16 protein-coding genes are annotated in these 19,884 nt (G+C 65.2%); 13 read left to right on the top strand and 3 right to left on the bottom strand.

Going from position 1 to position 19,884, the window contains the following annotated elements:
* Positions 1–78: 78 nt before the first annotated feature.
* From KI242_RS29870 to KI242_RS29840, 7 genes are all read left to right on the top strand, one after another.
* Positions 79–2,424 carry a heavy metal translocating P-type ATPase gene (locus tag KI242_RS29870; RefSeq protein WP_212805774.1) on the top strand — a complete coding sequence of 782 codons (2,346 nt, stop codon included), beginning with the start codon at positions 79–81 and terminating at the stop codon, positions 2,422–2,424.
* Between the two features lie 16 nt (positions 2,425–2,440).
* Positions 2,441–3,304 carry a LysR family transcriptional regulator gene (locus KI242_RS29865; RefSeq protein WP_011064064.1) on the top strand — a complete coding sequence of 288 codons (864 nt, stop codon included), beginning with the start codon at positions 2,441–2,443 and terminating at the stop codon, positions 3,302–3,304.
* Positions 3,305–3,535: 231 nt separating this feature from the next.
* Complete coding sequence (locus tag KI242_RS29860; protein WP_015637394.1) at positions 3,536–4,612, top strand: putative 2-aminoethylphosphonate ABC transporter ATP-binding protein; 1,077 nt, start codon at positions 3,536–3,538, stop codon at positions 4,610–4,612.
* 1 nt (position 4,613) lies between these two features.
* Positions 4,614–6,338 carry a putative 2-aminoethylphosphonate ABC transporter permease subunit gene (locus tag KI242_RS29855; protein ID WP_212805773.1) on the top strand — a complete coding sequence of 575 codons (1,725 nt, stop codon included), beginning with the start codon at positions 4,614–4,616 and terminating at the stop codon, positions 6,336–6,338.
* Positions 6,339–6,394: 56 nt separating this feature from the next.
* Positions 6,395–7,420, top strand: a complete 1,026-nt coding sequence (locus KI242_RS29850) for a putative 2-aminoethylphosphonate ABC transporter substrate-binding protein (protein ID WP_011064061.1) — start codon at positions 6,395–6,397, stop codon at positions 7,418–7,420.
* Positions 7,421–7,479: 59 nt separating this feature from the next.
* Positions 7,480–8,613, top strand: coding sequence for a TIGR03364 family FAD-dependent oxidoreductase (locus KI242_RS29845; protein ID WP_011064060.1), 1,134 nt, complete (start codon positions 7,480–7,482; stop codon positions 8,611–8,613).
* Complete coding sequence (locus KI242_RS29840) at positions 8,613–9,164, top strand: phosphonate degradation HD-domain oxygenase (protein WP_212805772.1); 552 nt, start codon at positions 8,613–8,615, stop codon at positions 9,162–9,164. Before KI242_RS29845 ends, KI242_RS29840 begins: the two co-directional genes overlap by 1 nt.
* A 123-nt stretch (positions 9,165–9,287) precedes the next feature.
* Here the strand turns inward: KI242_RS29840 and KI242_RS29835 are convergent, their stop codons facing one another.
* Both KI242_RS29835 and KI242_RS29830 read right to left on the bottom strand, forming a co-directional pair.
* Positions 9,288–10,667: a GTPase/DUF3482 domain-containing protein gene (locus KI242_RS29835; protein ID WP_212805771.1), complete on the bottom strand. Its 1,380-nt coding sequence runs from the start codon at positions 10,665–10,667 to the stop codon at positions 9,288–9,290.
* The gene (locus KI242_RS29830) at positions 10,660–12,039 is read right to left on the bottom strand and encodes a DUF2868 domain-containing protein (RefSeq protein WP_212805770.1); all 1,380 of its coding nucleotides are present in this window, start codon (positions 12,037–12,039) and stop codon (positions 10,660–10,662) included. The genes KI242_RS29835 and KI242_RS29830 overlap by 8 nt, the downstream gene beginning before the upstream one ends.
* Before the next feature lie 96 nt (positions 12,040–12,135).
* Between KI242_RS29830 and KI242_RS29825 the strand changes: the two genes are divergently transcribed.
* Positions 12,136–12,648, top strand: coding sequence for a dihydrofolate reductase (locus KI242_RS29825; RefSeq protein WP_212805769.1), 513 nt, complete (start codon positions 12,136–12,138; stop codon positions 12,646–12,648).
* A 57-nt stretch (positions 12,649–12,705) separates the two neighbouring features.
* On the opposite strand, the gene KI242_RS29820 is transcribed toward KI242_RS29825, so the two are convergent.
* The gene (locus KI242_RS29820; protein WP_011064055.1) at positions 12,706–14,097 is read right to left on the bottom strand and encodes an L-cystine transporter; all 1,392 of its coding nucleotides are present in this window, start codon (positions 14,095–14,097) and stop codon (positions 12,706–12,708) included.
* Between the two features lie 242 nt (positions 14,098–14,339).
* Here KI242_RS29820 and KI242_RS29815 point away from each other — a divergent pair, with 242 nt between their 5' ends.
* From KI242_RS29815 to KI242_RS29800, 5 genes are all read left to right on the top strand, one after another.
* Positions 14,340–15,395, top strand: coding sequence for a hypothetical protein (locus KI242_RS29815; RefSeq protein ID WP_011064054.1), 1,056 nt, complete (start codon positions 14,340–14,342; stop codon positions 15,393–15,395).
* Between the two features lie 578 nt (positions 15,396–15,973).
* Positions 15,974–17,374 carry an MBOAT family O-acyltransferase gene (locus tag KI242_RS29810; RefSeq protein ID WP_026020235.1) on the top strand — a complete coding sequence of 467 codons (1,401 nt, stop codon included), beginning with the start codon at positions 15,974–15,976 and terminating at the stop codon, positions 17,372–17,374.
* Positions 17,361–17,846, top strand: a complete 486-nt coding sequence (locus tag KI242_RS31945; protein WP_244868158.1) for a hypothetical protein — start codon at positions 17,361–17,363, stop codon at positions 17,844–17,846. The genes KI242_RS29810 and KI242_RS31945 overlap by 14 nt, the downstream gene beginning before the upstream one ends.
* On the top strand, positions 17,768–18,505 hold the full coding sequence (locus tag KI242_RS31940) for an SGNH family hydrolase (protein WP_244868157.1): 738 nt from the start codon (positions 17,768–17,770) through the stop codon (positions 18,503–18,505). The genes KI242_RS31945 and KI242_RS31940 overlap by 79 nt, the downstream gene beginning before the upstream one ends.
* Before the next feature lie 2 nt (positions 18,506–18,507).
* Positions 18,508–19,731, top strand: coding sequence for an SGNH/GDSL hydrolase family protein (locus KI242_RS29800; RefSeq protein WP_011064051.1), 1,224 nt, complete (start codon positions 18,508–18,510; stop codon positions 19,729–19,731).
* Positions 19,732–19,884 lie beyond the last annotated feature (153 nt).

Here is a 19,884-nt window from a genome sequence, read left to right as displayed (position 1 = left end):
TCCGAATGGGTGCTTGACCCTATAGTGGCTACAGGGTGTTCACTTGGCAACAAGCACCTTAATTCGGAAGGGACCCTAATGAGCGATTCTCTCCACAGCCCGCGCAAAACCGCGGATCAGCAGCCCCAGGCTGATCACGATCACGATCACGATCACGATCACGATCACGATCACAGCCATGGCCACAGCCATTCCCATGCGCCCGCGGGCAAGTTGCAGCCGGTCAAGGCACACGATCATGCCGCCCGCGGCGCATCCTGCTGCGGTTCCGCCGACCTGGCGCCGTCCAGGGTCACCCTGAGCGAGACCCCGACCGCCGGCGCGCGCTTGAGCAGCTTTCGCATCGAAGCCATGGACTGCCCCACCGAACAGACCCTGATCCAGAACAAGCTGGGCAAGCTGGCCGGGGTCCAGGCGCTGGAGTTCAACCTGATGAACCGCGTGCTGGGGGTGACCCACGACCTGCCGAGCACCGCGCCTATCATCGAGGCGGTCAAGTCACTGGGCATGCACGCCGAACCGCTGGAACAGGAGGGTGACCAAGCCGCGCCTGCCGCAGCGCCCGTGAAGAAGCCCTGGTGGCCGCTGGCCCTGTCCGGTATCGGCGCGCTGGCTGCCGAGGTCATCCATTTCACCAATGCCGCGCCCGACTGGGTGATTGCCCTGGTGGCCCTGGTGTCGATCCTCAGTGGTGGCCTGACCACCTACAAGAAGGGCTGGATCGCCCTGAAGAACCGCAACCTCAACATCAATGCCCTGATGAGCATCGCCGTGACCGGCGCCGTGCTGATCGGCCAATGGCCGGAAGCGGCGATGGTGATGTTCCTGTTCACCGTGGCGGAATTGATCGAGGCCCGTTCCCTGGATCGGGCGCGCAACGCCATCAGCGGCCTGATGCAGATGACCCCGGAACGGGTCACGGTGCAGCAGGCAGACGGCAACTGGAGCGAACAGGAAGCGAAAAACGTCGAACTTGGCGCACTGGTGCGGGTGCGTCCCGGCGAGCGCATCGGCCTCGACGGCGAGGTCGTGTCCGGCAACTCCACCATCGACCAGGCGCCGATCACCGGTGAAAGCCTGCCGGTGGAAAAGACTGTGGGCGACAAGGTTTTCGCCGGCACCATCAACCAGGCCGGCTCCCTGGAATACCGAGTGACTGCCGCCGCCAACAACTCGACCCTGGCGCGGATCATCCACGCTGTGGAACAGGCCCAGGGCGCCCGGGCTCCGACCCAGCGCTTCGTTGACAGCTTCTCGAAAATCTACACCCCGGCGGTATTCGCCTTCGCCCTGGCGGTGGCGCTGATTCCGCCGCTGTTCATGGGCGGCGTCTGGTTCGACTGGATCTACCGCGCCCTGGTGCTGCTGGTAGTGGCTTGCCCCTGCGCCCTGGTGATCTCCACCCCGGTGAGCATTGTCAGCGGCCTGGCGGCTGCCGCGCGCAAGGGCATCCTGGTCAAGGGCGGGGTCTACCTGGAAGGCGGCTACAAGCTCGACTACCTGGCCCTGGACAAGACCGGCACCATCACCCACGGCAAACCGGTGCAGACCGACTTCCTGTCCCTGGACCCGCTGGCCCAGGACACCGCCCCGGCCCTGGCCGCAAGCCTGGCAGGGCGTTCCGACCACCCGGTGTCCCTGGCCATTGCCCAGGCGGCTGTGGATAAGCAGTTGGCCATGCACCCTGTGGATAACTTCGAGGCCCTGACCGGCCGAGGCGTACGCGGCGAGATCAACGGCGAGCTGTACCACCTGGGCAACCATCGTCTGGTGGAAGAGCTGGGCCTGTGCTCCCCGGCTTTGGAAGAAAAACTCTTCGCCCTGGAGAAACAGGGCAAGACCGTGGTCCTGCTGCTGGACCGCAATGGCCCGCTGGCGCTGTTCGCCGTGGCCGATACGGTGAAGGAATCCAGCCGCGAAGCCATCCAGCAATTGCATGAGCTGGGGATCAAGACCCTGATGCTCACCGGCGACAACCCCCATACCGCCCAGGCCATCGCGGCCCAGGTGGGTATCGACCAGGCCCGGGGCGACCTGCTGCCCACCGACAAGCTGCAGGCCATCGAAGACCTGTACGCCCAGGGCCATCGGGTGGGCATGGTGGGCGACGGCATCAACGACGCCCCGGCCCTGGCCCGTGCCGAAATCGGTTTCGCCATGGCTGCGGCGGGCACCGACACCGCCATCGAGACCGCGGATGTGGCCCTGATGGACGATGATCTGCGCAAGATCCCGGCGTTTATCCGCCTGTCGCGCCAGACCTCGGTGGTGCTCAAGCAAAATATCGTCCTGGCCCTGGTCATCAAGGCGATCTTTCTTGGGGTAACCTTTGCCGGGCTGGCCACCATGTGGATGGCAGTGTTCGCCGACATGGGCGTGAGCCTGTTGGTGGTGTTCAACGGTCTGCGCCTGCTGCGCAAATAAGCAACGAGAGAACCCTGTGCTGAGTGCCGAGCTGAAGGCTTTTTACATGGTCGCCCGCCTGGGCAGCATTACCCAGGCGGCGAAGAAGCTCGGCCTCAGCCAGCCCACGGTGACTACCCAGGTCCGCAACCTGGAGAGCCAGTACGCGGTGGAGCTGTTCTACCGAGGCGGTCGCCGCCTGAGCCTGAGCGATGAGGGCGCGCGCTTGCTGCCGATGGTCAAGGAGCTGCTGCAGAAAGAGTCGGACATCGAATTCTTCCTGCGCAACTGCGGGCAGGTGCAGGGCACGCTGCGCATCGCCGCCACCGCGCCGTACTACATCCTCGATCTGGTGAAGACTTTCCGCCAGCGCCTGCCCCAGGTGGAGGTCTCGGTGGAAATCGGCAACTCCCAGCAGGTCCTGGAGGCGCTGGAAGACTACCGGGTGGATGTGGCCGCTTCCTCGCAACTGCTGGAGGATTCGCGGTTGGTCCGCCGGGTGCTGGGCAGCGATCCGCTGGTGCTGGCGGTGCATCGCAATCACCCCCTGGCGGCGCTGGATCACGTGCCCCTCAACGCCCTGGCCGGGCATACGCTGCTGATGCGCGAACCCGGCTCCACCACCCGCAGCCTCACCGAAGGTCTGCTGAAGAACGCCAACGTCAGCTTTGGCCCGCTGCTGGAGATCGGCAGCCGTGAATCGATCCGCGAGGCGGTGCTGCGCAATATCGGCATCAGCATCATTGCCCGCCAGGAAGTGCCCCACGACCCGCAACTGCGGGTACTGACCATCGAAAACGCGCCGCAGATCGCCGAGTACCTGTATTGCCTCAAGGAGCGCAAGAACGCGCGCCTGCCCGCCGCCTTTCTCGGCCTGGCCCAGGAAATGGCTCCCGCCTGAAAGACCTGCATCGGCCATGCCGATGCCTTCGCGAGCGAGCTCGCTCCTGCGTTGAAATGCATTGCCCCTGGGGGAGCGAGCTTGCTCGCGAAGGCGCCAGATCAGCCAGCACATGATTTACACGTGAACCCAAATCCCTGAATACCACTATCGGTCGTTTTTGCCTTACTGCCATATGACCGACGCATTGCAACTCTAGGATTTGCCTCATCTGCTAGATGAGGTCCGTCCATGAACCACTCCACTGCAACTGCCCTGAGCAACCCCGGTGCACCGATGAAGGTGCGCGGTATCCACAAGCGCTTCGGTGCCTTCACCGCGCTGGATAACGTGTCCCTGGACGTCGCCGCCGGGGAGCTGGTGTGCCTGCTGGGGCCGTCCGGCTGCGGCAAGACCACCTTGCTGCGCTGCATCGCCGGCCTGGAACGCCAGGACCAGGGCGAGTTGTACCTCGGGGATCGGGACGTGTCGCTGCTGGCGCCCCAGGCCCGGGACTACGGGATCCTGTTCCAGTCCTACGCGCTGTTCCCCAACCTCACGGTAGAAGCCAACATCGCCTACGGCCTGTCCGGAAGTGGCCGCGAAGAAGCGCGCAAGCGCGTGGCGCAGATGCTGGAACTGGTGGGGCTGACCGGCAGCGAGAAGAAGTACCCCGGCCAGCTGTCCGGCGGCCAGCAGCAGCGCGTGGCCCTGGCCCGTGCCCTGGCACCGGCGCCGTCGTTGCTGCTGCTGGACGAGCCGATGTCGGCGCTGGACGCCCGGGTCCGCGAGCACCTGTGCACCGAGCTGCGCCAGCTGCAGCGGCGTCTGGGGATCACCACCCTGATGGTTACCCACAACCAGGACGAAGCCATGCTGATGGCCGACCGCATTGCCGTGATGAATAACGGCAAGGTCGAGCAGTACGCCACGCCCCAGGAAATCTACGACCGTCCGGCCACGCCGTTCGTCGCCGAATTCGTCGGCCAGGGCAACTGGCTACCCTTCAGCCGCAACAGCGACAGCCATGCCCAGGTTGGCGGCATGAATGTGCGCCTGGCCGACGGCTCGGCCAAGACCGCCTCGGGCCGGCTGTTCTGCCGTCCGGAAGCCATCAGCGTGAATCCGCTGGTGCACGAGGAAAACCTGTTCCCGGCCAAGGTCCGCGAGATCACTTTCCTCGGCAATCGCTGCCGCATGAGCTTCGAACTCAACGAGCTGCCGGGGCATGCGCTGCTGGCCGAGCTGGCCCCGGAAGCCATGCCGCGTCTGGGCGCCCAGGACATCTGGGTCGCCTTGCCGCCGCGCAGCCTTCAGGTGTTTGCCTAAGATGAGCGTGCCAATGTCCCTGCCGCTACCTGCCAAGCGGGCGCGCCAGGCTTCTCGTGCCGAGATCGGCGACCGTATTTTTGTCGTCGGCGGCAAGGTTCTGCTCCTGGTCCTGCTGGGTGTAGCGGTGCTGTTGCCCCTGTTGGCGATCTTCTGGCGCGGCTTCAGCGCCGAGGCCGGGCAGGGCGGAGGCTGGCTGGCGGCTCGCGAGCTAGTGGCCAGCGAAAACTTCCACTGGTTGCTGGGCAACAGCCTGAAAGTCTCCCTTAGCGTGGCCGCTATCGTCGTGCCCCTGGCCTACCTGTTCGCCTACGCCCTGCAACGCACGCTGATTCCCGGCAAGGGCATCTGGCGCGGCCTGTCGCTGTTGCCGCTGATGGCGCCGTCGATGCTCCCGGGCATTGCCCTGGTCTATCTGTTTGGCAATCAGGGGATGCTGCGTGGCCTGTTCGCCGAGAACATCTACGGCTTCTGGGGCATCGTCCTCGGCGAGGTCATCTACACCTTTCCCCATGCCCTGATGATCCTGCTCTCGGCCCTGTCCCTGGCGGACGCGCGGCTGTTCGACGCTGCGTCGAGCATGGGCGCCAGCCCCGCCAAGGCCTTTCGCAGCATCACCTGGCCGGCCACTCGGCAGGCGGTGTTCGCCGCCTTCTGCCTGGTGTTCACCCTGACCATCACCGACTTCGGCGTGCCGGTGGTAGTGGGTGGCGACTATCAGGTGCTGGCCCTGGAAGCCTACAAGGCGGTGGTGGGGCAGCAGCAGTTCGGCCGTGGCGCGTTGATCGGCATGGTCCTGCTGTTGCCGGCCCTGTTCAGCTTCGGTGTCGACGCCTGGCTGCGCCGGCGCCATGGCGACTCCATGAGCGGCCGTGCCCAGGTATTCAAGCCAGCGCCGTCGCGGCTGCGCGATGGCTGCTACCTGGCCATTGTGTTGCTGATCTGCGCGGCCCTGCTGCTGGTGTTCGGCATGGCGGTGTTTTCGTCGCTGGTGAAATTCTGGCCCTACAACCTGTCGCTGTCGCTGAACCACTACCAGTTCAACGACACCGCCGGCGGTGGCTGGCTGGCCTACCGCAACAGCTTGACCATGGCCCTGTGCACGGCGCTGATCGGCAGCGTGGTGATCTTTACCGGCGCCTACCTGATGGAGAAGACCAACGGCCAGCGCGGCTTGAACCTGGCGCTGCGCATACTCAGTTTCGTGCCCATGGCGGTGCCCGGGCTGGTGCTGGGCCTGGGCTACGTCTTCTTCTTCAACCTCAATGGCAATCCGTTGCATGTGTTCTACGGCACCATGACCCTGCTGGTGGTGTGCACCATCGCCCACTACCTGACCACCGCGCAGATGACCGCCACCACCGCCCTGCGCCAGCTGGATGCCGAGTTCGAGGCGGCCGCGCTGTCGCTCAAGGCGCCGCTGTACCGGCATTACCTGCGGGTTACCGTGCCGATCTGCCTGCCGGCGCTGCTGGACATCGTGCGCTACCTGTTCGTCTCGGCCATGACCACGGTGTCGGCGGCCATCTTCCTCTACAGCCCGGACACCATCCTCGCCGCCGTCGCCGTGCTGAACATGGACGACGCCGGCAACGTCGGCGGCGCCGCGGCGATGTCGACTCTGATCCTGTTCACCTCCGCCGGCGTCTCGCTGCTCCTGGCCTGGGCTTCGCGCGGCCTGCTGCGCCGTTCCCAGGCCTGGCGCCAGGGCACGCCGGGCCACTGATGCGCTTCACCCACCCCCACCCCCACTCTGATCTGCACTCACTAAGGAACCGCACCATGTTCAAGCCCCTGGCTCTTGCCGCTGCCGTCCTCTCTGCTGTCAGCCTGAACGCCTTTGCTGCGAAAACCGAGCTGACGGTCTACACGGCCCTTGAAGCCGAGCAATTGAAGTCCTACAAGCAAGCCTTCGAAAAGGCCAATCCGGACGTGGAGATCAAGTGGGTACGTGATTCCACCGGGATCATCACCGCCAAACTGCTGGCGGAAAAAGCCCGCCCGCAGGCCGATGCGGTCTGGGGCCTGGCCGCGTCCAGCCTGGCGATCCTCGACCAGCAGGGCATGCTGCAAAGCTACGCGCCCAAGGATCTGGGCAAGATCGGCCCGAACTACCGCGACGCCGCCAACCCACCGGCCTGGGTCGGCATGGACGTCTGGGCCGCCACCATCTGCTTCAACACCGTGGAGGCCGAAAAGCAGGGCCTGACCAAGCCGGTGAGCTGGCAGGACCTGACCAAGCCCGAGTACAAAGGCAAGATCGTCATGCCCAACCCGGCCTCCTCGGGCACCGGCTTCCTCGACGTCAGCGCCTGGCTGCAGACCTTCGGCGAGAAGCAGGGCTGGCAGTACATGGATGAGCTGCACCAGAACATCGGCCAGTACGTCCACTCCGGTTCCAAACCCTGCAAGCTGGCCGCCGCCGGTGAATTCCCGATTGGCATCTCCTTCGAGTACCCGGCCGTGCAGCTCAAGCGCCAGGGCGCGCCGCTGGACATTGTCCTGCCGAAGGAAGGCCTGGGCTGGGAAATCGAAGCCACCGCGGTGATCAAGGGCACGCCTCATGAAGAGGCGGCGAAGAAACTCGCCGACTTCTCCGCCAGCCCCGAGGCCATGGAGCTGTACAAGGAAAACTTCGCCGTGCTGGCCCAGCCGGGCATCGCCAAGCCGCAGACCGAACTGCCGGCCGACTACGAGCAGCGCCTGATCAAGAACGACTTTGCCTGGGCCTCGAAGAACCGCGACGAGATCCTCGCCGAATGGCGCAAGCGCTATGACGGCAAGTCGGAAAAGGTTGCCAAGCAGTAGCCGATCAATCGCCTTCGCCGGCTTGCCGGCGAAGGCGCTCCCCATCCAGGAAACAACTCATGACCAATCACAGCGATCTGCTGATCGTCGGCGCCGGCATCCTGGGCCTGTCCCATGCCTATGCCGCCGCCAAACGCGGTCTGCGGGTGCACGTTTTCGAGCGCAGCGCCACGCCCCTGGGCGCTTCGGTGCGCAACTTCGGCCAGGCCCTGGTCACCGGCCAGCCGCCGGGCACCATGCTGGAGCTGGCCAGGGCCAGCCGCGAGATCTGGGCCGACTGGCAACAGTTGGCGGGCCTGCAACTCAAGCGCAACGGCTCTTTCCTGTTCGCCCGCAGTGAAGCCGAGGAGCAGTTGCTCGAAGCCTTCTGCGCCGGGCGTGCGCTGGAGCACGGCTACCGCGTCGAGCTGCTCCAGGGCGCGGCGCTGAATGATCTGTACGGCGGCCAGTTCCGCCATCACCGGGCGGCCTTGCACGGCCTGGACGACCAGCAGCTGTATTCCCGTGAAGCGATCCCGCAGTTGATCGACTACCTGCGCCGGGACCTGGGGGTGCAGTTTCACTTCTCGACCCTGGTGCGGGATATCCAGCCGGGCCAGTTGCGCAGCACCGCCGGCAACTTCCACGCGCCGCGAATCGTGCTGTGTTCGGGGCACGATTATCAGACCCTGCTGGCGGATCAGATCGCTGCCTTGCAGCCGCAGATCTGCCGCTTGCAGATGCTCCGGGCGCGGCCCGAGGCCAATCTCAACCTGCAACATGCCCTGCTGACCGGTCTGAGTTGCGTGCACTACGGGGCCTTCGCCGACCTGCCGGAAGCCGCCGCGGTGCAAGCGCAGATTCTGCGCGAGGCACCCCATCTGCACGAGCATGGTATCCACCTGTTGATCAGCCCGACTCCCTACGGTGAACTGATCATCGGTGATTCCCACGATTACGGTAGCGATCCTTCACCGTTCAATGCTGAACAGGTGGACAACTGGCTGCTCGAACTGGCCGAGCAGACCCTGGGTTGCAGGGTCCGGGTGGTGGAGCGCTGGCAGGGTGTCTACGGCGCGCGCGGCCCGGCGCCGTTCTCCTTCCTGGAGGCGGCCCCCGGGGTCCATGTGGCCCTGATGCACACCGGGGTCGGCATGAGCGTTGGCCCGGCCATGGCCGAGGGCAATATCGCCCGACTGCTGGAGGAAGCGTGATGGAGCGGCGACAGCAGGTGGTCGACGAGGTCTTCGGTCTGTACGAGCGTTTCGGCGACTGCGACTACATCGGCGAGCCGGTGTCGCAGATCGAGCACATGTCCCAGGCCGCGCAGTTGGCCCTGGCGGAAGGTTATGACGACGAGGTGGTGCTGGCGGCGTTCTTCCACGACATCGGGCATATCTGCCAGCAGGATGCCGAGAAAATGGGCGGCTTCGGCGTGGTCAGCCATGAGCGCCTGGGGGCGGACTACCTGCGCCGGGTGGGTTTCAGCGAACGCCTGGCGCGGCTGGTGGAATACCACGTCCAGGCCAAGCGCTACCTGACCTTCAAGGACCCCGGTTATTACCAGCGGCTGAGCGAAGCCAGCCGGCGCACCCTGGAATACCAGGGGGGGGTGATGAGCGCGGCAGAGGCGGCAGCCTTCGAACTCGACCCGTTGTGGGCGGTGAGTTTGCGCATGCGCCACTGGGGCGAGCAGGCCAAGGAAATGTGGGTGCCGGTGATGGATTTGCAGGTGCTCAAGGACAAGGCGCTGGCATTGCTTTAGCGGGTACAGGCTTGGTTTTTGTAGCCGCTGCCGTAGGCTGCGAACGGCTCCGCAGCAGGTGCCGCTTTTGGGGTTGTTGAAGGTCCTGCGGCCCTTTGCGCAGCCTCGCGGGCTCGACAGCGGCTACAGCAGATGTTGAGCCAGCGCCTCGATCTGCTCCTGGCGCTCGGCCTGGCTCAGGCGCTTCTGCGGGTTGAGCGATGACCACTGCGGGTGCGCCCGGGCCTTGTTCAGGGCCTCTGGCAACTTGCCTTCGCGCCAGCTCTTGTCCTCCGGCGTGGCCAGGCGAATGCTGTCCATGGCCGCATGCCCGCGCAGGTTCAGGGCCTGTACCAGCTGGCGCTGACGCAGGGCCAGCAGGCGCAGCACGCTGTCGTCCACGGTCAGCTCGCGCTGGCCCTTGAGTTTGCCCAGCAGGCGGCTGCCGTAGCTGCGGGCGGTCTGCAGGGCGCCGCCGGCAATAGCCCCGGCCAGCGCCGCGGCCCCCAGGGTTAAACCACCCACCAGCAAATCCACCCCAGCGCCGGCCGCGGCTCCGGCGGCGATGCCGCTGCCCACCCGCACCCCCAGTTGCTTGAGGGTTTCCGGGTTGAACAGGTCGTCGCCCCAGCGCCCGTCCAGTAGTGGCAGGTCGCTGGCCGACGCATCCTCGGGGCGGAAGGCGTAGAGCTTGAGCAAGGCCTCGACGCAGCGCTGCTCGCGCTGGCGGATGGCCTGGCGCAGTTCGCCTATGGCCTGTTGTTCCTGTTGGGCGTCGCTGGCTACGCTGCGGCGGCAGGCGGCGCAGTCCACCAGCAGCTCGGCAATCAGCCGCGCTGCGCTGTGCTGGCGGGCCAGGCGCTGGGCCTCTTGGTCGTCGATCAAGCGTTGCAGGGCCGGGCGCGCGTGCTCCAGCAGCAGCGCCAGGCTTTCATACAGGCGCCGTTCGCCGTCCTCCGGTGGCGCCACGCTGTCGAAGCGCACCAGGGCGTGCAGCCCCAGGCGGGCCAGGGCATCGCGCCAGTCGCCTTCGCGCTGCTCGGCGCTGCTGACGAAGTTCAGCACTGGCAGCAGCGGCTTGCCGCAACCGGTGAGCACTTCAAGCTCATCGCGGTACTTGGCCAGCACCGGCTCGCGGGCGTCGATCACATACAGGCCGGCGTCCGAGGCCAGCAGCTGGCGCAGGACCTTGGCTTCCTGTTCGAAGCGCTGGCGAGCCTCGCTACCGTCGAGAAACCGCGCCATCCGCGCCGGGCCGTCCAGGCGTTCGCCCGGGCGCTCCAGGCGCTCCAGGTAATCCAGCAGGGCGATGGCATCTTCCAGGCCAGGGGTGTCGTAGAGCTCCAGCAGGGCTTGGCCATCCACCGAAAGGCGGGCGCCTTCCACGTGCCGGGTGGTGCTGGGGCGATGGGAGACCTCGCCAAAACCCACGTCCCGGGTCAGGGTGCGCAGCAGCGAGGTCTTGCCGACGTTGGTGTGGCCGACCACGGCGAGTTTCAGTGGCTTGTGGCGGGTATCAGTCATGACCGTTCTCCAGCCAGTCGAGGGGGGCGCAATCGGCGAAGGGCAGCTGCAGCTGGTGCAGGGCGCTGTGCCAGTCGCCCAGGCGATCGGCGTCCAGGGCCTGGCCGGGCGGGGCTTGCAGCAGCCAGACCCGGGTGGCGCTGGCGTTGCGCGCCAGTTCGGCGATCAGCCCCAGGCTGCCGCGGTCCGGCGAGCGCCGCGGGTCGCAGGCGATCACCAGGCGCGACGGGGGGAAACGACTCATCTGCTCCAGCAGGCGGCTGCGCGACTCGCGACTGTCGAGGATACCGGCGTCCTTGACGCTCTCGGGCAGTTGCGGCGGCCAGGGGCGCTGGTTGTCCAGTTCGATGGCCACCAGCAGGGCGCCGCTGGCGTCCTGGGCACTGACGCCGCCTTCGACCCGGTGCAACTGCTCGGGGGCCGCATCGTTGACCCCCAGGCGCTCGCTGCTGGGCATCAGGCGCTCACGCAATTGAGCGTAGCCTGGCAGGTTGAGGTCCAGTTGCAGGCGCGCCTGCCCGTGTTTCCAGCGCCAGCGGCAGAACAGCATCAGCAGCAGGCGCGGCAGCACGCCGTAGATCGTCACCAGCACCACCAGCCAGATGGCCCAGGACTGGCGGATCAGTTCGGTGTTGTAGACATCCCGGGTGCTGGCCTGGATGCTCGCCACGCTCGGCGCGCCAAAGCCCAGGCCACGGGGCAGGGCACTCAAGGTGTTGGTAATGGCCACGAAGGCATCGCTGCCCAGCAGGGTGCTTTCCCAGACAAAGCTGTAGCGGTGGGTGGTCAGCAGCACCAGCAGCATGACCACGGCGCTGAACAGGGCCAGGCACCACAGGCCGTTGATCAGGCTGCCCAGGGCCCAGCGGTTGAGCTTGCGCCGTTGCAGCAACAGCACCAGGGCCGGTGGCAACTGCGCGGCCTTGGCATCGCGGGAGAATTTCTCGCTGAGCCACAGCCACAGGCGGCCCAGGCTGGCGCCGTGCTCGCCGGCGAACAGCAGGCCTGCCAGCCAGCTCAGCAGCAGGATCAGGTTGATTCCCAGCAGGCTGCCCAGGGCCCAGAACACGTTCACCGGTTGCTGGGTGCTGCCCAGGGCGCTGAAGGCCAGGCCGGCACCGCTGATCACCGCCAGAACCGAGAGCGCCAGCAGGGCCAGGCGTGCGCCCTGCTGCCAGTGCAGCAGGGCGCTGTGCAGGCCGTCACGCTGGGCCAGCCACAGGGCGCGGTTCTGGATCCGGGTCGCCAGGTCGCCGCCCTGGTTGCGGGCCAGGCGATTGGCTTCCTGATCTTCCAGCGGGCCGGCGTGTTCCTCGCGCAGGCGCACGGTTTCGGTCAGCCACAGGCGTTGCAGGGGAGTCAGTGCAGTCACGCGTCATTCCATCGCTCAAAAGTGCGCTGAGCATAACTGCTGCAGCGCGGATCGGGGTACGTTGCCAGGTCCTGGTCCTCTGGTATCCTCGCCGGCATGAAAAAAACTCTCCCTCTCAGCCTGATCGCGGCCCTCGCACAAAACCGCGTGATCGGCGTCGACAACAGCATGCCCTGGCATTTGCCGGGGGATTTCAAATTCTTCAAGGCCACTACCCTGGGCAAGCCCATCATCATGGGGCGCAAGACCTGGGACTCTCTCGGCCGGCCGTTGCCGGGGCGGTTGAATATCGTGGTCAGTCGTCAGACCGGCCTGGTGCTCGAAGGTGCCGAGGTCTACCCCTCCCTGGAGGCGGCAGTGGCCCGGGCCGAGGAGTGGGCACTGGAGCAGGGCGCCAGCGAGCTGATGCTGATCGGTGGCGCACAGCTTTACAGCCAGGGGCTGGAGCAGGCAGATCGCCTGTACCTGACGCGGGTAGCCTTGAGCCCGGAAGGCGATGCCTGGTTTCCGGAATTCGATGAGCAACAGTGGAAGCGGGTGTCAGAGGTGCCGAACCCGGCGGAAGGGGACAAGCCGGCGTACAGCTTCGAGGTGTGGGAGAAGCGCTGAGCGCTCCGCCAGCCAGCCGGGCTCCCGAAGGAACCGGCGGGCCGGCGAAGAGATCAATCAGGCCTGAGCCAGTTCTTCGTGCTCATCGGCGTCCAGCAGCGCCTTGTCGGTCTGCTGCATCACCTGGCTGGTGATCGCGCCTGCGGTCATCGAACCGCTGACGTTGAGCGCGGTGCGGCCCATGTCGATCAGCGGCTCCACGGAAATCAGCAGCGCCACCAGAGACACCGGCAGGCCCATGGCCGGCAGCACGATCAGCGCGGCGAAGGTTGCGCCGCCGCCCACGCCTGCAACGCCGGCGGAACTCAGGGTGACGATGGCCACCAGGGTGGCGATCCACAGCGGGTCCAGCGGGTTGATGCCCACGGTCGGGGCAACCATCACCGCCAGCATGGCCGGGTACAGGCCGGCGCAGCCGTTCTGGCCGATGGTGGCGCCGAACGAGGCGGCAAAGCTTGCGATGGACTGGGGAATGCCCAGGCGCCGGGTCTGGGCCTCGATGCTCAGGGGAATGCTGGCGGCGCTGGAGCGGCTGGTGAAGGCGAAGGTCAGCACTGGCCAAACCTTGCGGAAGAAGCGCAGCGGGTTGATCCCGGCCAGTGCCACCAGCAGGCCGTGGACCACGAACATCAGCCCCAGGCCGATATAGGACACCACCACGAAACTGCCCAGCTTGATGATGTCCTGCAGGTTGGAACCGGCCACCACCTTGGTCATCAGCGCCAGCACACCGTAGGGCGTGAGCTTCATCACCAGGCGCACCAGGCGCATCACCCAGGCTTGCAGGGTGTCGATGGCGTTGAGCACTTTCTGGCCCTTGTCGGCATCGTCCTTGAGCAGCTGCAGCGCCGCGACGCCGAGGAAGGCGGCGAAGATCACCACGCTGATGATCGAGGTCGGCTTGGCCCGGGCCAGGTCGGCGAAGGGGTTCTGCGGGATGAACGACAGCAGCAGCTGCGGCACGTTGAGGTCGGCCACCTTGCCTGCGTAATCGCTCTGGATCACTTGCAGGCGGGCCATTTCCTGGGTGCCGGCCACTAGCCCTTCGGCGGTCAGGCCGAACAGGTTGGTCAGGCCGATGCCCACCAGCGCGGCGATGGCGGTGGTGAACAGCAGGGTGCCGATGGTCAGGAAGCTGATCTTGCCCAGGGACGAAGCATTGTGCAGGCGGGCCACGGCGCTGAGGATCGAGGCGAACACCAGGGGGATGACGATCATCTGCAGCAATTGCACGTAGCCGTTGCCCACCAGGTCGAACCAGGCGATGGAGGCCTTGAGCACCGGGTTGCCGGCGCCGTAGAGGCTGTGCAGGGCGATGCCGAAGACCACGCCCAGCACCAGGGCCAGCAGGACTTTCTTGGCCAGGCTCCAGGTGGTATGGCGGGTTTGTGCCAGGCCCAGCAGCAAGGCCAGGAACACCAGCAGGTTGAGGAACAGCGGCAGATTCATTGGGGCTCCGATAAGGCTTGTGCCAATCGCGGCTCAGGGCGATTGCGAACCGGCAAGCCTAACAGCTTGAAATCTATTGAATTAATAACGATATCGCATGGCAACTGTCGTTTTTGGAATAAGCGATTGACGTTCAGGCGCATGTCGCTGGCGCTTACGGGACGCAAGCGGTCGCGTGGAGACGAGAACTGTCACAGGGATTTGTTAGCGTCGAAGGCTTTCACTCAGGGAGAAAACCGCCGATGAAACTCGCTCCGAAATTGCTCGCAGTCGCACTCTGCCTGGGCCTCGCCGGCCAGGCCCTGGCCACCGAGTTGAAGCACTGGCCCGCGGAACAGGCCAAGCAGCTGGACGCGATGATCGCGGCCAATGCCAACAAGGGTAACTACGCGGTGTTCGACATGGACAACACCAGTTACCGCTACGACCTGGAAGAATCCCTGCTGCCCTTCATGGAAAACAAGGGCCTGATTACCCGCGACACGCTTGACCCGTCGCTCAAGCTGATCCCGTTCAAGGACACCGCCGAGCACAAGGAAAGCCTGTTCAGCTACTACTACCGCCTCTGTGAAATCGACGACATGGTCTGCTACCCCTGGGTCGCCCAGGTGTTCTCCGGCTTTACCCTCAAGGAGCTCAAGGGCTATGTCGATGAGCTGATGGCTTCCGGCAAGCCGGTGCCGAGCACCTATTACGACGGTGATGTGGTCAAGACCATCGAGGTCAACCCGCCCAAGGTCTTCACCGGCCAGGCCGAGCTGTACAACAAGCTGATGGAGAACGGTATCGAGGTCTATGTGATGACCGCCGCCTCAGAAGAGCTGGTGCGCATGGTCGCCGCCGATCCCAAGTACGGCTACAACGTCAAGCCGCAGAACGTCATCGGCGTGACCACCCTGCTCAAGGATCGCAAGACTGGCGCCCTGACCACGGCGCGCAAGCAGATCAGCGAAGGCAAATATGACGAGAAGGCCAACCTCGGCCTTGAACTGACCCCCTACCTGTGGACCCCGGCCACCTGGATGGCGGGCAAGCATGCGGCGATCCTGACCTACATCGACGAGTGGAAGAAACCGGTGCTGGTGGGCGGCGACACCCCCACCAGCGACGGCTACATGCTGTTCCACGATGTTGACGTGGCCAAGGGCGGCATCCACCTGTGGATCAACCGCAAGGACAAGTACATGACCCAGCTCAACGGCATGATCGCCAAGCACGCCGCGGCCCAGGCCAAGGAAGGGTTGCCGGTGACCGCCGACAAGAACTGGGTGATCGTCAAGCCCGAAGACATCCAGTAAGCCTGCCCGCTACACCGCCCCTCTGTAGGAGCCGGCTTGCCGGCGAAGAGGCCTTTGGGCCGGGCGTCGCCCTCGTGGACGCTTTCGCTGGCAAGCCAGCTCCTACGGTAGGCCGGCGATCTATTTGTAGGAGCCGGCTTGCCGGCGAAGAGGCCATTGGGCCGGGCGTCGCCCTCGCGGACGCCTTCGCTGGCAAGCCAGCTCCTACGGTAAACCGGCGATCTTTTTGTAGGAGCCGGCTTGCCGGCGAAGAGGCCATTGGGTTTGGCGTCGCCCTCGCGGACGCCTTCGCTGGCAAGCCAGCTCCTACGGTAGGCCGGCGATCTTTTTGTAGGAGCCGGCTTGCCGGCGAAGAGGCCATTGGGCCGGGCGTCGCTCTCGCGGACGCCTTCGCTGGCAAGCCAGCTCCCGCAAGGGGTGTCTGTCGTTCGGTGCGGAGCCGGCGTCCGCTATAGGCGGAGAATGTTTCAACTTGTGACTGCCAAACCCCCTCTGCCATAATCGCGTCCGTTTCCCATCCCCCCGCCTGCTCTCCCTTGTGCCGGGTTTGTCCCCGACTGCACGTAATGGACTACGTTGTGAGCTATCTCTCGATCGAATTCGGCCTCTGCTTCATCCTGTTCTTCGTTCTGTACTGGGGCCTGGGCTTCAGCCTGCGCTTGCAGAACGTCCTGCTGCTGGTCGCCAGTTACGCGATCCTTGCCAGCTTCAGCCTGAACTTCCTCTACATCCTGCTGGGCTACACGGCCCTGGTGTACCTGCTCGGCCTGTTGAGCCAGCGTTACCCCGGGCGCGGCTGGGTCAACGGACTGATGCTGCTGCTGGTGCTCGGGGCGTTCTACCTGTTCAAGTACCAGGATTTCTTCACCAGTACGGTGCAGAACGCCTTCGCCCAGTTCGGTGTCGAGGTGTCGCTGCCGCTGCTGGAGGTGCTGCTGCCGGTGGGGCTGTCGTTCTATGCCTTCCACTCGGTCAGTTACCTGGTGTCGATCAACCGCCGTGAGCTGACCCCGGGCTCGCCCTTCGACCTGGCGCTTTACCTGGCCTTCTTCCCCAGCCTGATCGCCGGTCCGGTGAACCGGGCGATTCCCATGCTGGCGCAGATCAACCCGCCGCAGTTGCGCCAGGTGCTGGAGCCGCAGCGCGCCCTGGGCCTGATCGCGGTGGCGGTGGTCAAGCTGTTCTTCCTCAGTTCCTGGCTGGCCAACGAATGGGTCGACCCGGTATTCGACAGCCCGGTGGCCTATTCTGCCGAGCAGATCCTGCGTGCGGTCTACGGTTATTCGTTCCTGATCTACTTCAACTTCAGCGGCTACACCGACCTGGTGACGGGCATCGCCCTGCTGCTGGGCTTCCGCCTGCCACAGAACTTCAACTACCCCTACGCGGCGCGCAACCTCAAGGAATTCTGGGGCCGCTGGCACATCAGCCTGTCGACCTTCATCCGTGACTATGTGTACATCCCCCTGGGGGGCAACCGTGGCCCGGTGTGGCGCGGCAACCTGAACATGCTGCTGGCGATGCTGATTTCCGGCCTGTGGCACGGCGCCAGCGCCAACTTCATCATCTGGGGCGCGCTGCACGGTATCGGCCTGGCCCTGTACAAGCTGTGCAGCCCGCTTCTGGCCCGGGGGCCGAGCTGGATCGGCGCCGACCTCATGGCGCGGCTGCTGACCTTCCACTATGTGGCGTTCGCCTGGATCTTCTTCCGCTGCGCGACCCTGTCCGATGCCATGGACATGCTCAAGGGCCTGGGCGAGCTGTCCTTGGGCGGCCTGCTTGGCGGCGGCGCCAGCCTGCTGGGCTGCCTGCTGTTTGTGGCCTTCTACCCACGGATCGTGGCGCTGCTGCGCCGCCTGTTCGATGCCGCCACCGGTTTGCCGTGGCTGTTCTATCCAGTGCCGCTGGGGCTGTTTATCTGCGTGGTCATCTTCGCCTCTCCGTCGGGCGTGCCGGGGTTCATCTATGCCAGTTTCTAACCGTTCGCCCTTGTCGATCAGCCTCGGTAGCGCGGCCAAGGTCTTCTACGCTCTGGTGGTCACCAGCCTGCTGCTGGTGTGGTTCAACCAGCAGTCGATCCGCCTCTACTGCCAGCAGAAGTACCACGACGACTGCGAGGTCCCCGGGTTGTCGCAGAACCCGCAGTGGCGCTTTGGCGCGCAACTCAACCAGGCCCTGGAAAATGCCCGGGTGGCCTTTGTCGGCAGCTTTACCGGCCAGGTGATGGTGGCCGAGGCCGCCGCGGAGCAAGAGCTGCCTCCTTTGCCGACGCTGGCCGAGGAGCCTGCGCCCGTACCTGCGCCGGTTGCGACCGCCCATGCTGCGCCGGTGCATCCGGCCCCGTGCATCCCGCTCCGCAGGCGCCGGCTGCAGTGCACCCGCAGCCGGTGGCCGTGGCCCCGGTGGTCAGCCACCCGCCCAAGGTCGAGCCGGGGGCAACCACGCCGCTGATGGCCAGCCTAGCCACCGGGGATGAAGTGTTCTTCGTCGGTGATTCCCTGATGCAGGGCGTGGCGCCCCACATGGCCAACACCTTGCGCAAACGCTACAACGTCAAGAGCCTGAACCTCAGCAAGCAGAGCACCGGCCTTGCCTACCCGAGCTTCTTCAACTGGCCCAAGACGGTTGAAAGCACCCTGGCCAGCAACCCCAACATTCGCCTGATGGTGATTTTCCTCGGCCCCAACGACCCCTGGGACATGCCGGTGGTCAAGGGCAAGCCGTTCCTGCGCTTCAAGACCCCGGACTGGGAAGAAGCCTATCGCCAGCGCATCGATTCGATCCTCGACACCGCCCAGGCGCATAATGTGCAGGTGATCTGGGTCGGGCCGCCGAACATGGAGAAGCCCAAGCTGTCTACAGCCATGGCCTACCTGAGCCAGCTGTACAAGGGCCAGATCGAGCAGTACCACCAGCACTACGTCTCGGCCAACGAGATTCTCGGTTACCAGAGCGACGAATTCTCCTATTACCGCACCACCGGCGATGGCAAGAAGGTCAAGACCCGGGTCGACGACGGTATCCATTTCACCACCACTGGGCAGAAGCTGATCGCTGAGCGTGTGATCTCGCTGATCAACTTTCCCAGCCAACAATTGACGGAGCACTGACTATGGGGCGACTGCAAGGCATTGCGCTGTTGCTGGGCATCACCTTGCTGAGCAGTTGCAGCCCGACCACCGAGGTCCAGGCCACTCCCGCTTCGGCGCTGGCCAAGTCCGGGATGACGGCGAAAAAAGTCCTGACCACCGGGACCGACCCGAACCTGGCGCTGCTGGCACGCAAATTCAGCACTTCCAACCGCACCCCCATCACCATTGTGCAACTGGGCGACTCCCACACCGCCGCCGACCTGTTCAGCGGTGAGGTGCGGCGCCTGCTGCAGGCGCAATACGGCGATGGCGGCATCGGTTTCGTGGCAGCCACGCCGGTGCCCGGCACCCGCTATGAGCGGGTGATTCTCGGTGCCGCCAAGCGCCAGTGGTCCCTGGTATCGGCACGCAACCAGCAGAGCAACCAGTTTCCCCTGGGCGGCTACCTGTCGCTGCCCCTGACCCCAGGCGCGCGGGTGCATATCGCCGAACGCCAGCCGAGCAACCAGCAGTACCGGATTTCCGCGCTGTACCAGGCGTCCAGCAACAGCACCCTGACCGCCCGGGACAACCTCAACAAAAGCAGCCGCATGCTGGCTGCTACGGGGGGGCAATGGCGCTTCAGCCCGCCGTTCAACAACCTGACCCTGCCCCTGGACCTGAACGTGGCCAATAACCAGGGCCTGGCCCTGGGCGGCTGGAACATCCTCGGGCAGAAGAGCGCCGGGGTGATCTATTCCGCCCTGGGGATCAACGGTGCACGCCTGGACGTGCTGGACAAGTGGCAGCCCGGCTGGCTGGAAGCCCTCAAGGCCCTGCGCCCGGACATGGTGGTGCTGGCCTACGGCACCAACGAAGCCTTCGACGACGACCTGGATCTGCAGTTGTACCGCAGCCAGCTGCAGGAGAAGGTCGCGCTGTTGCGCAAGAACCTGCCTAAGACCGTGATTTTGCTGGTGGGGCCGCCGGATTCCATCAAGCGTCGCAATGCTGGCAGTTGCGCGGCCTCCCAGCCCCAGCCGTTGCGGCAGATCATCCAGATCCAGAAGGATGTGGCGAAGAACAGTCGCACCCTGTTCTGGGACTGGCAGGCGTTCATGGGGGGGGACTGCTCCATCAGCAAATGGCAGGGCAGCGACCTGGCCCGCAACGACCTGATCCACCTGACCGCCGATGGTTATCGCAAGAGCGCCGATGGCTTGTATCGCTTCCTGCGCGGGCAGTTGGGCGAACGCATGCCTTGAGCTCCCGGCACCGCTTCAGCGGCGGCGCCACCACCTTGAATGCTGCTGTAGGAGCTGGCTTGCCAGCGAAGGCGCGGTCGAGGGCGATGCAAGGTTCAACGCTGCCTTCGCCGGCAAGGTCAAAAAAAATGCCCCGCACTTGGCGGGGCATTT

Source organism: Pseudomonas sp. Eqa60 (assembly GCF_018326405.1).
GTDB lineage: Bacteria > Pseudomonadota > Gammaproteobacteria > Pseudomonadales > Pseudomonadaceae > Aquipseudomonas > Aquipseudomonas protegens.
This window is presented reverse-complemented; position numbering and strand designations above follow the sequence as displayed.

Coding starts and splice junctions, on each gene's coding strand:
- KI242_RS29850 (WP_011064061.1), top strand. CDS start 6,395: ATGTTCAAGCCCCTGGCTCTTGCCGCTGCCGTCCTCTCTGCTGTCAGC.
- KI242_RS29820 (WP_011064055.1), bottom strand. CDS start 14,097: ATGAATCTGCCGCTGTTCCTCAACCTGCTGGTGTTCCTGGCCTTGCTG.
- KI242_RS29840 (WP_212805772.1), top strand. CDS start 8,613: ATGGAGCGGCGACAGCAGGTGGTCGACGAGGTCTTCGGTCTGTACGAG.
- KI242_RS29870 (WP_212805774.1), top strand. CDS start 79: ATGAGCGATTCTCTCCACAGCCCGCGCAAAACCGCGGATCAGCAGCCC.
- KI242_RS29835 (WP_212805771.1), bottom strand. CDS start 10,667: ATGACTGATACCCGCCACAAGCCACTGAAACTCGCCGTGGTCGGCCAC.
- KI242_RS29855 (WP_212805773.1), top strand. CDS start 4,614: ATGAGCGTGCCAATGTCCCTGCCGCTACCTGCCAAGCGGGCGCGCCAG.
- KI242_RS31945 (WP_244868158.1), top strand. CDS start 17,361: ATGCCAGTTTCTAACCGTTCGCCCTTGTCGATCAGCCTCGGTAGCGCG.
- KI242_RS29815 (WP_011064054.1), top strand. CDS start 14,340: ATGAAACTCGCTCCGAAATTGCTCGCAGTCGCACTCTGCCTGGGCCTC.
- KI242_RS29800 (WP_011064051.1), top strand. CDS start 18,508: ATGGGGCGACTGCAAGGCATTGCGCTGTTGCTGGGCATCACCTTGCTG.
- KI242_RS29845 (WP_011064060.1), top strand. CDS start 7,480: ATGACCAATCACAGCGATCTGCTGATCGTCGGCGCCGGCATCCTGGGC.
- KI242_RS29860 (WP_015637394.1), top strand. CDS start 3,536: ATGAACCACTCCACTGCAACTGCCCTGAGCAACCCCGGTGCACCGATG.
- KI242_RS29825 (WP_212805769.1), top strand. CDS start 12,136: ATGAAAAAAACTCTCCCTCTCAGCCTGATCGCGGCCCTCGCACAAAAC.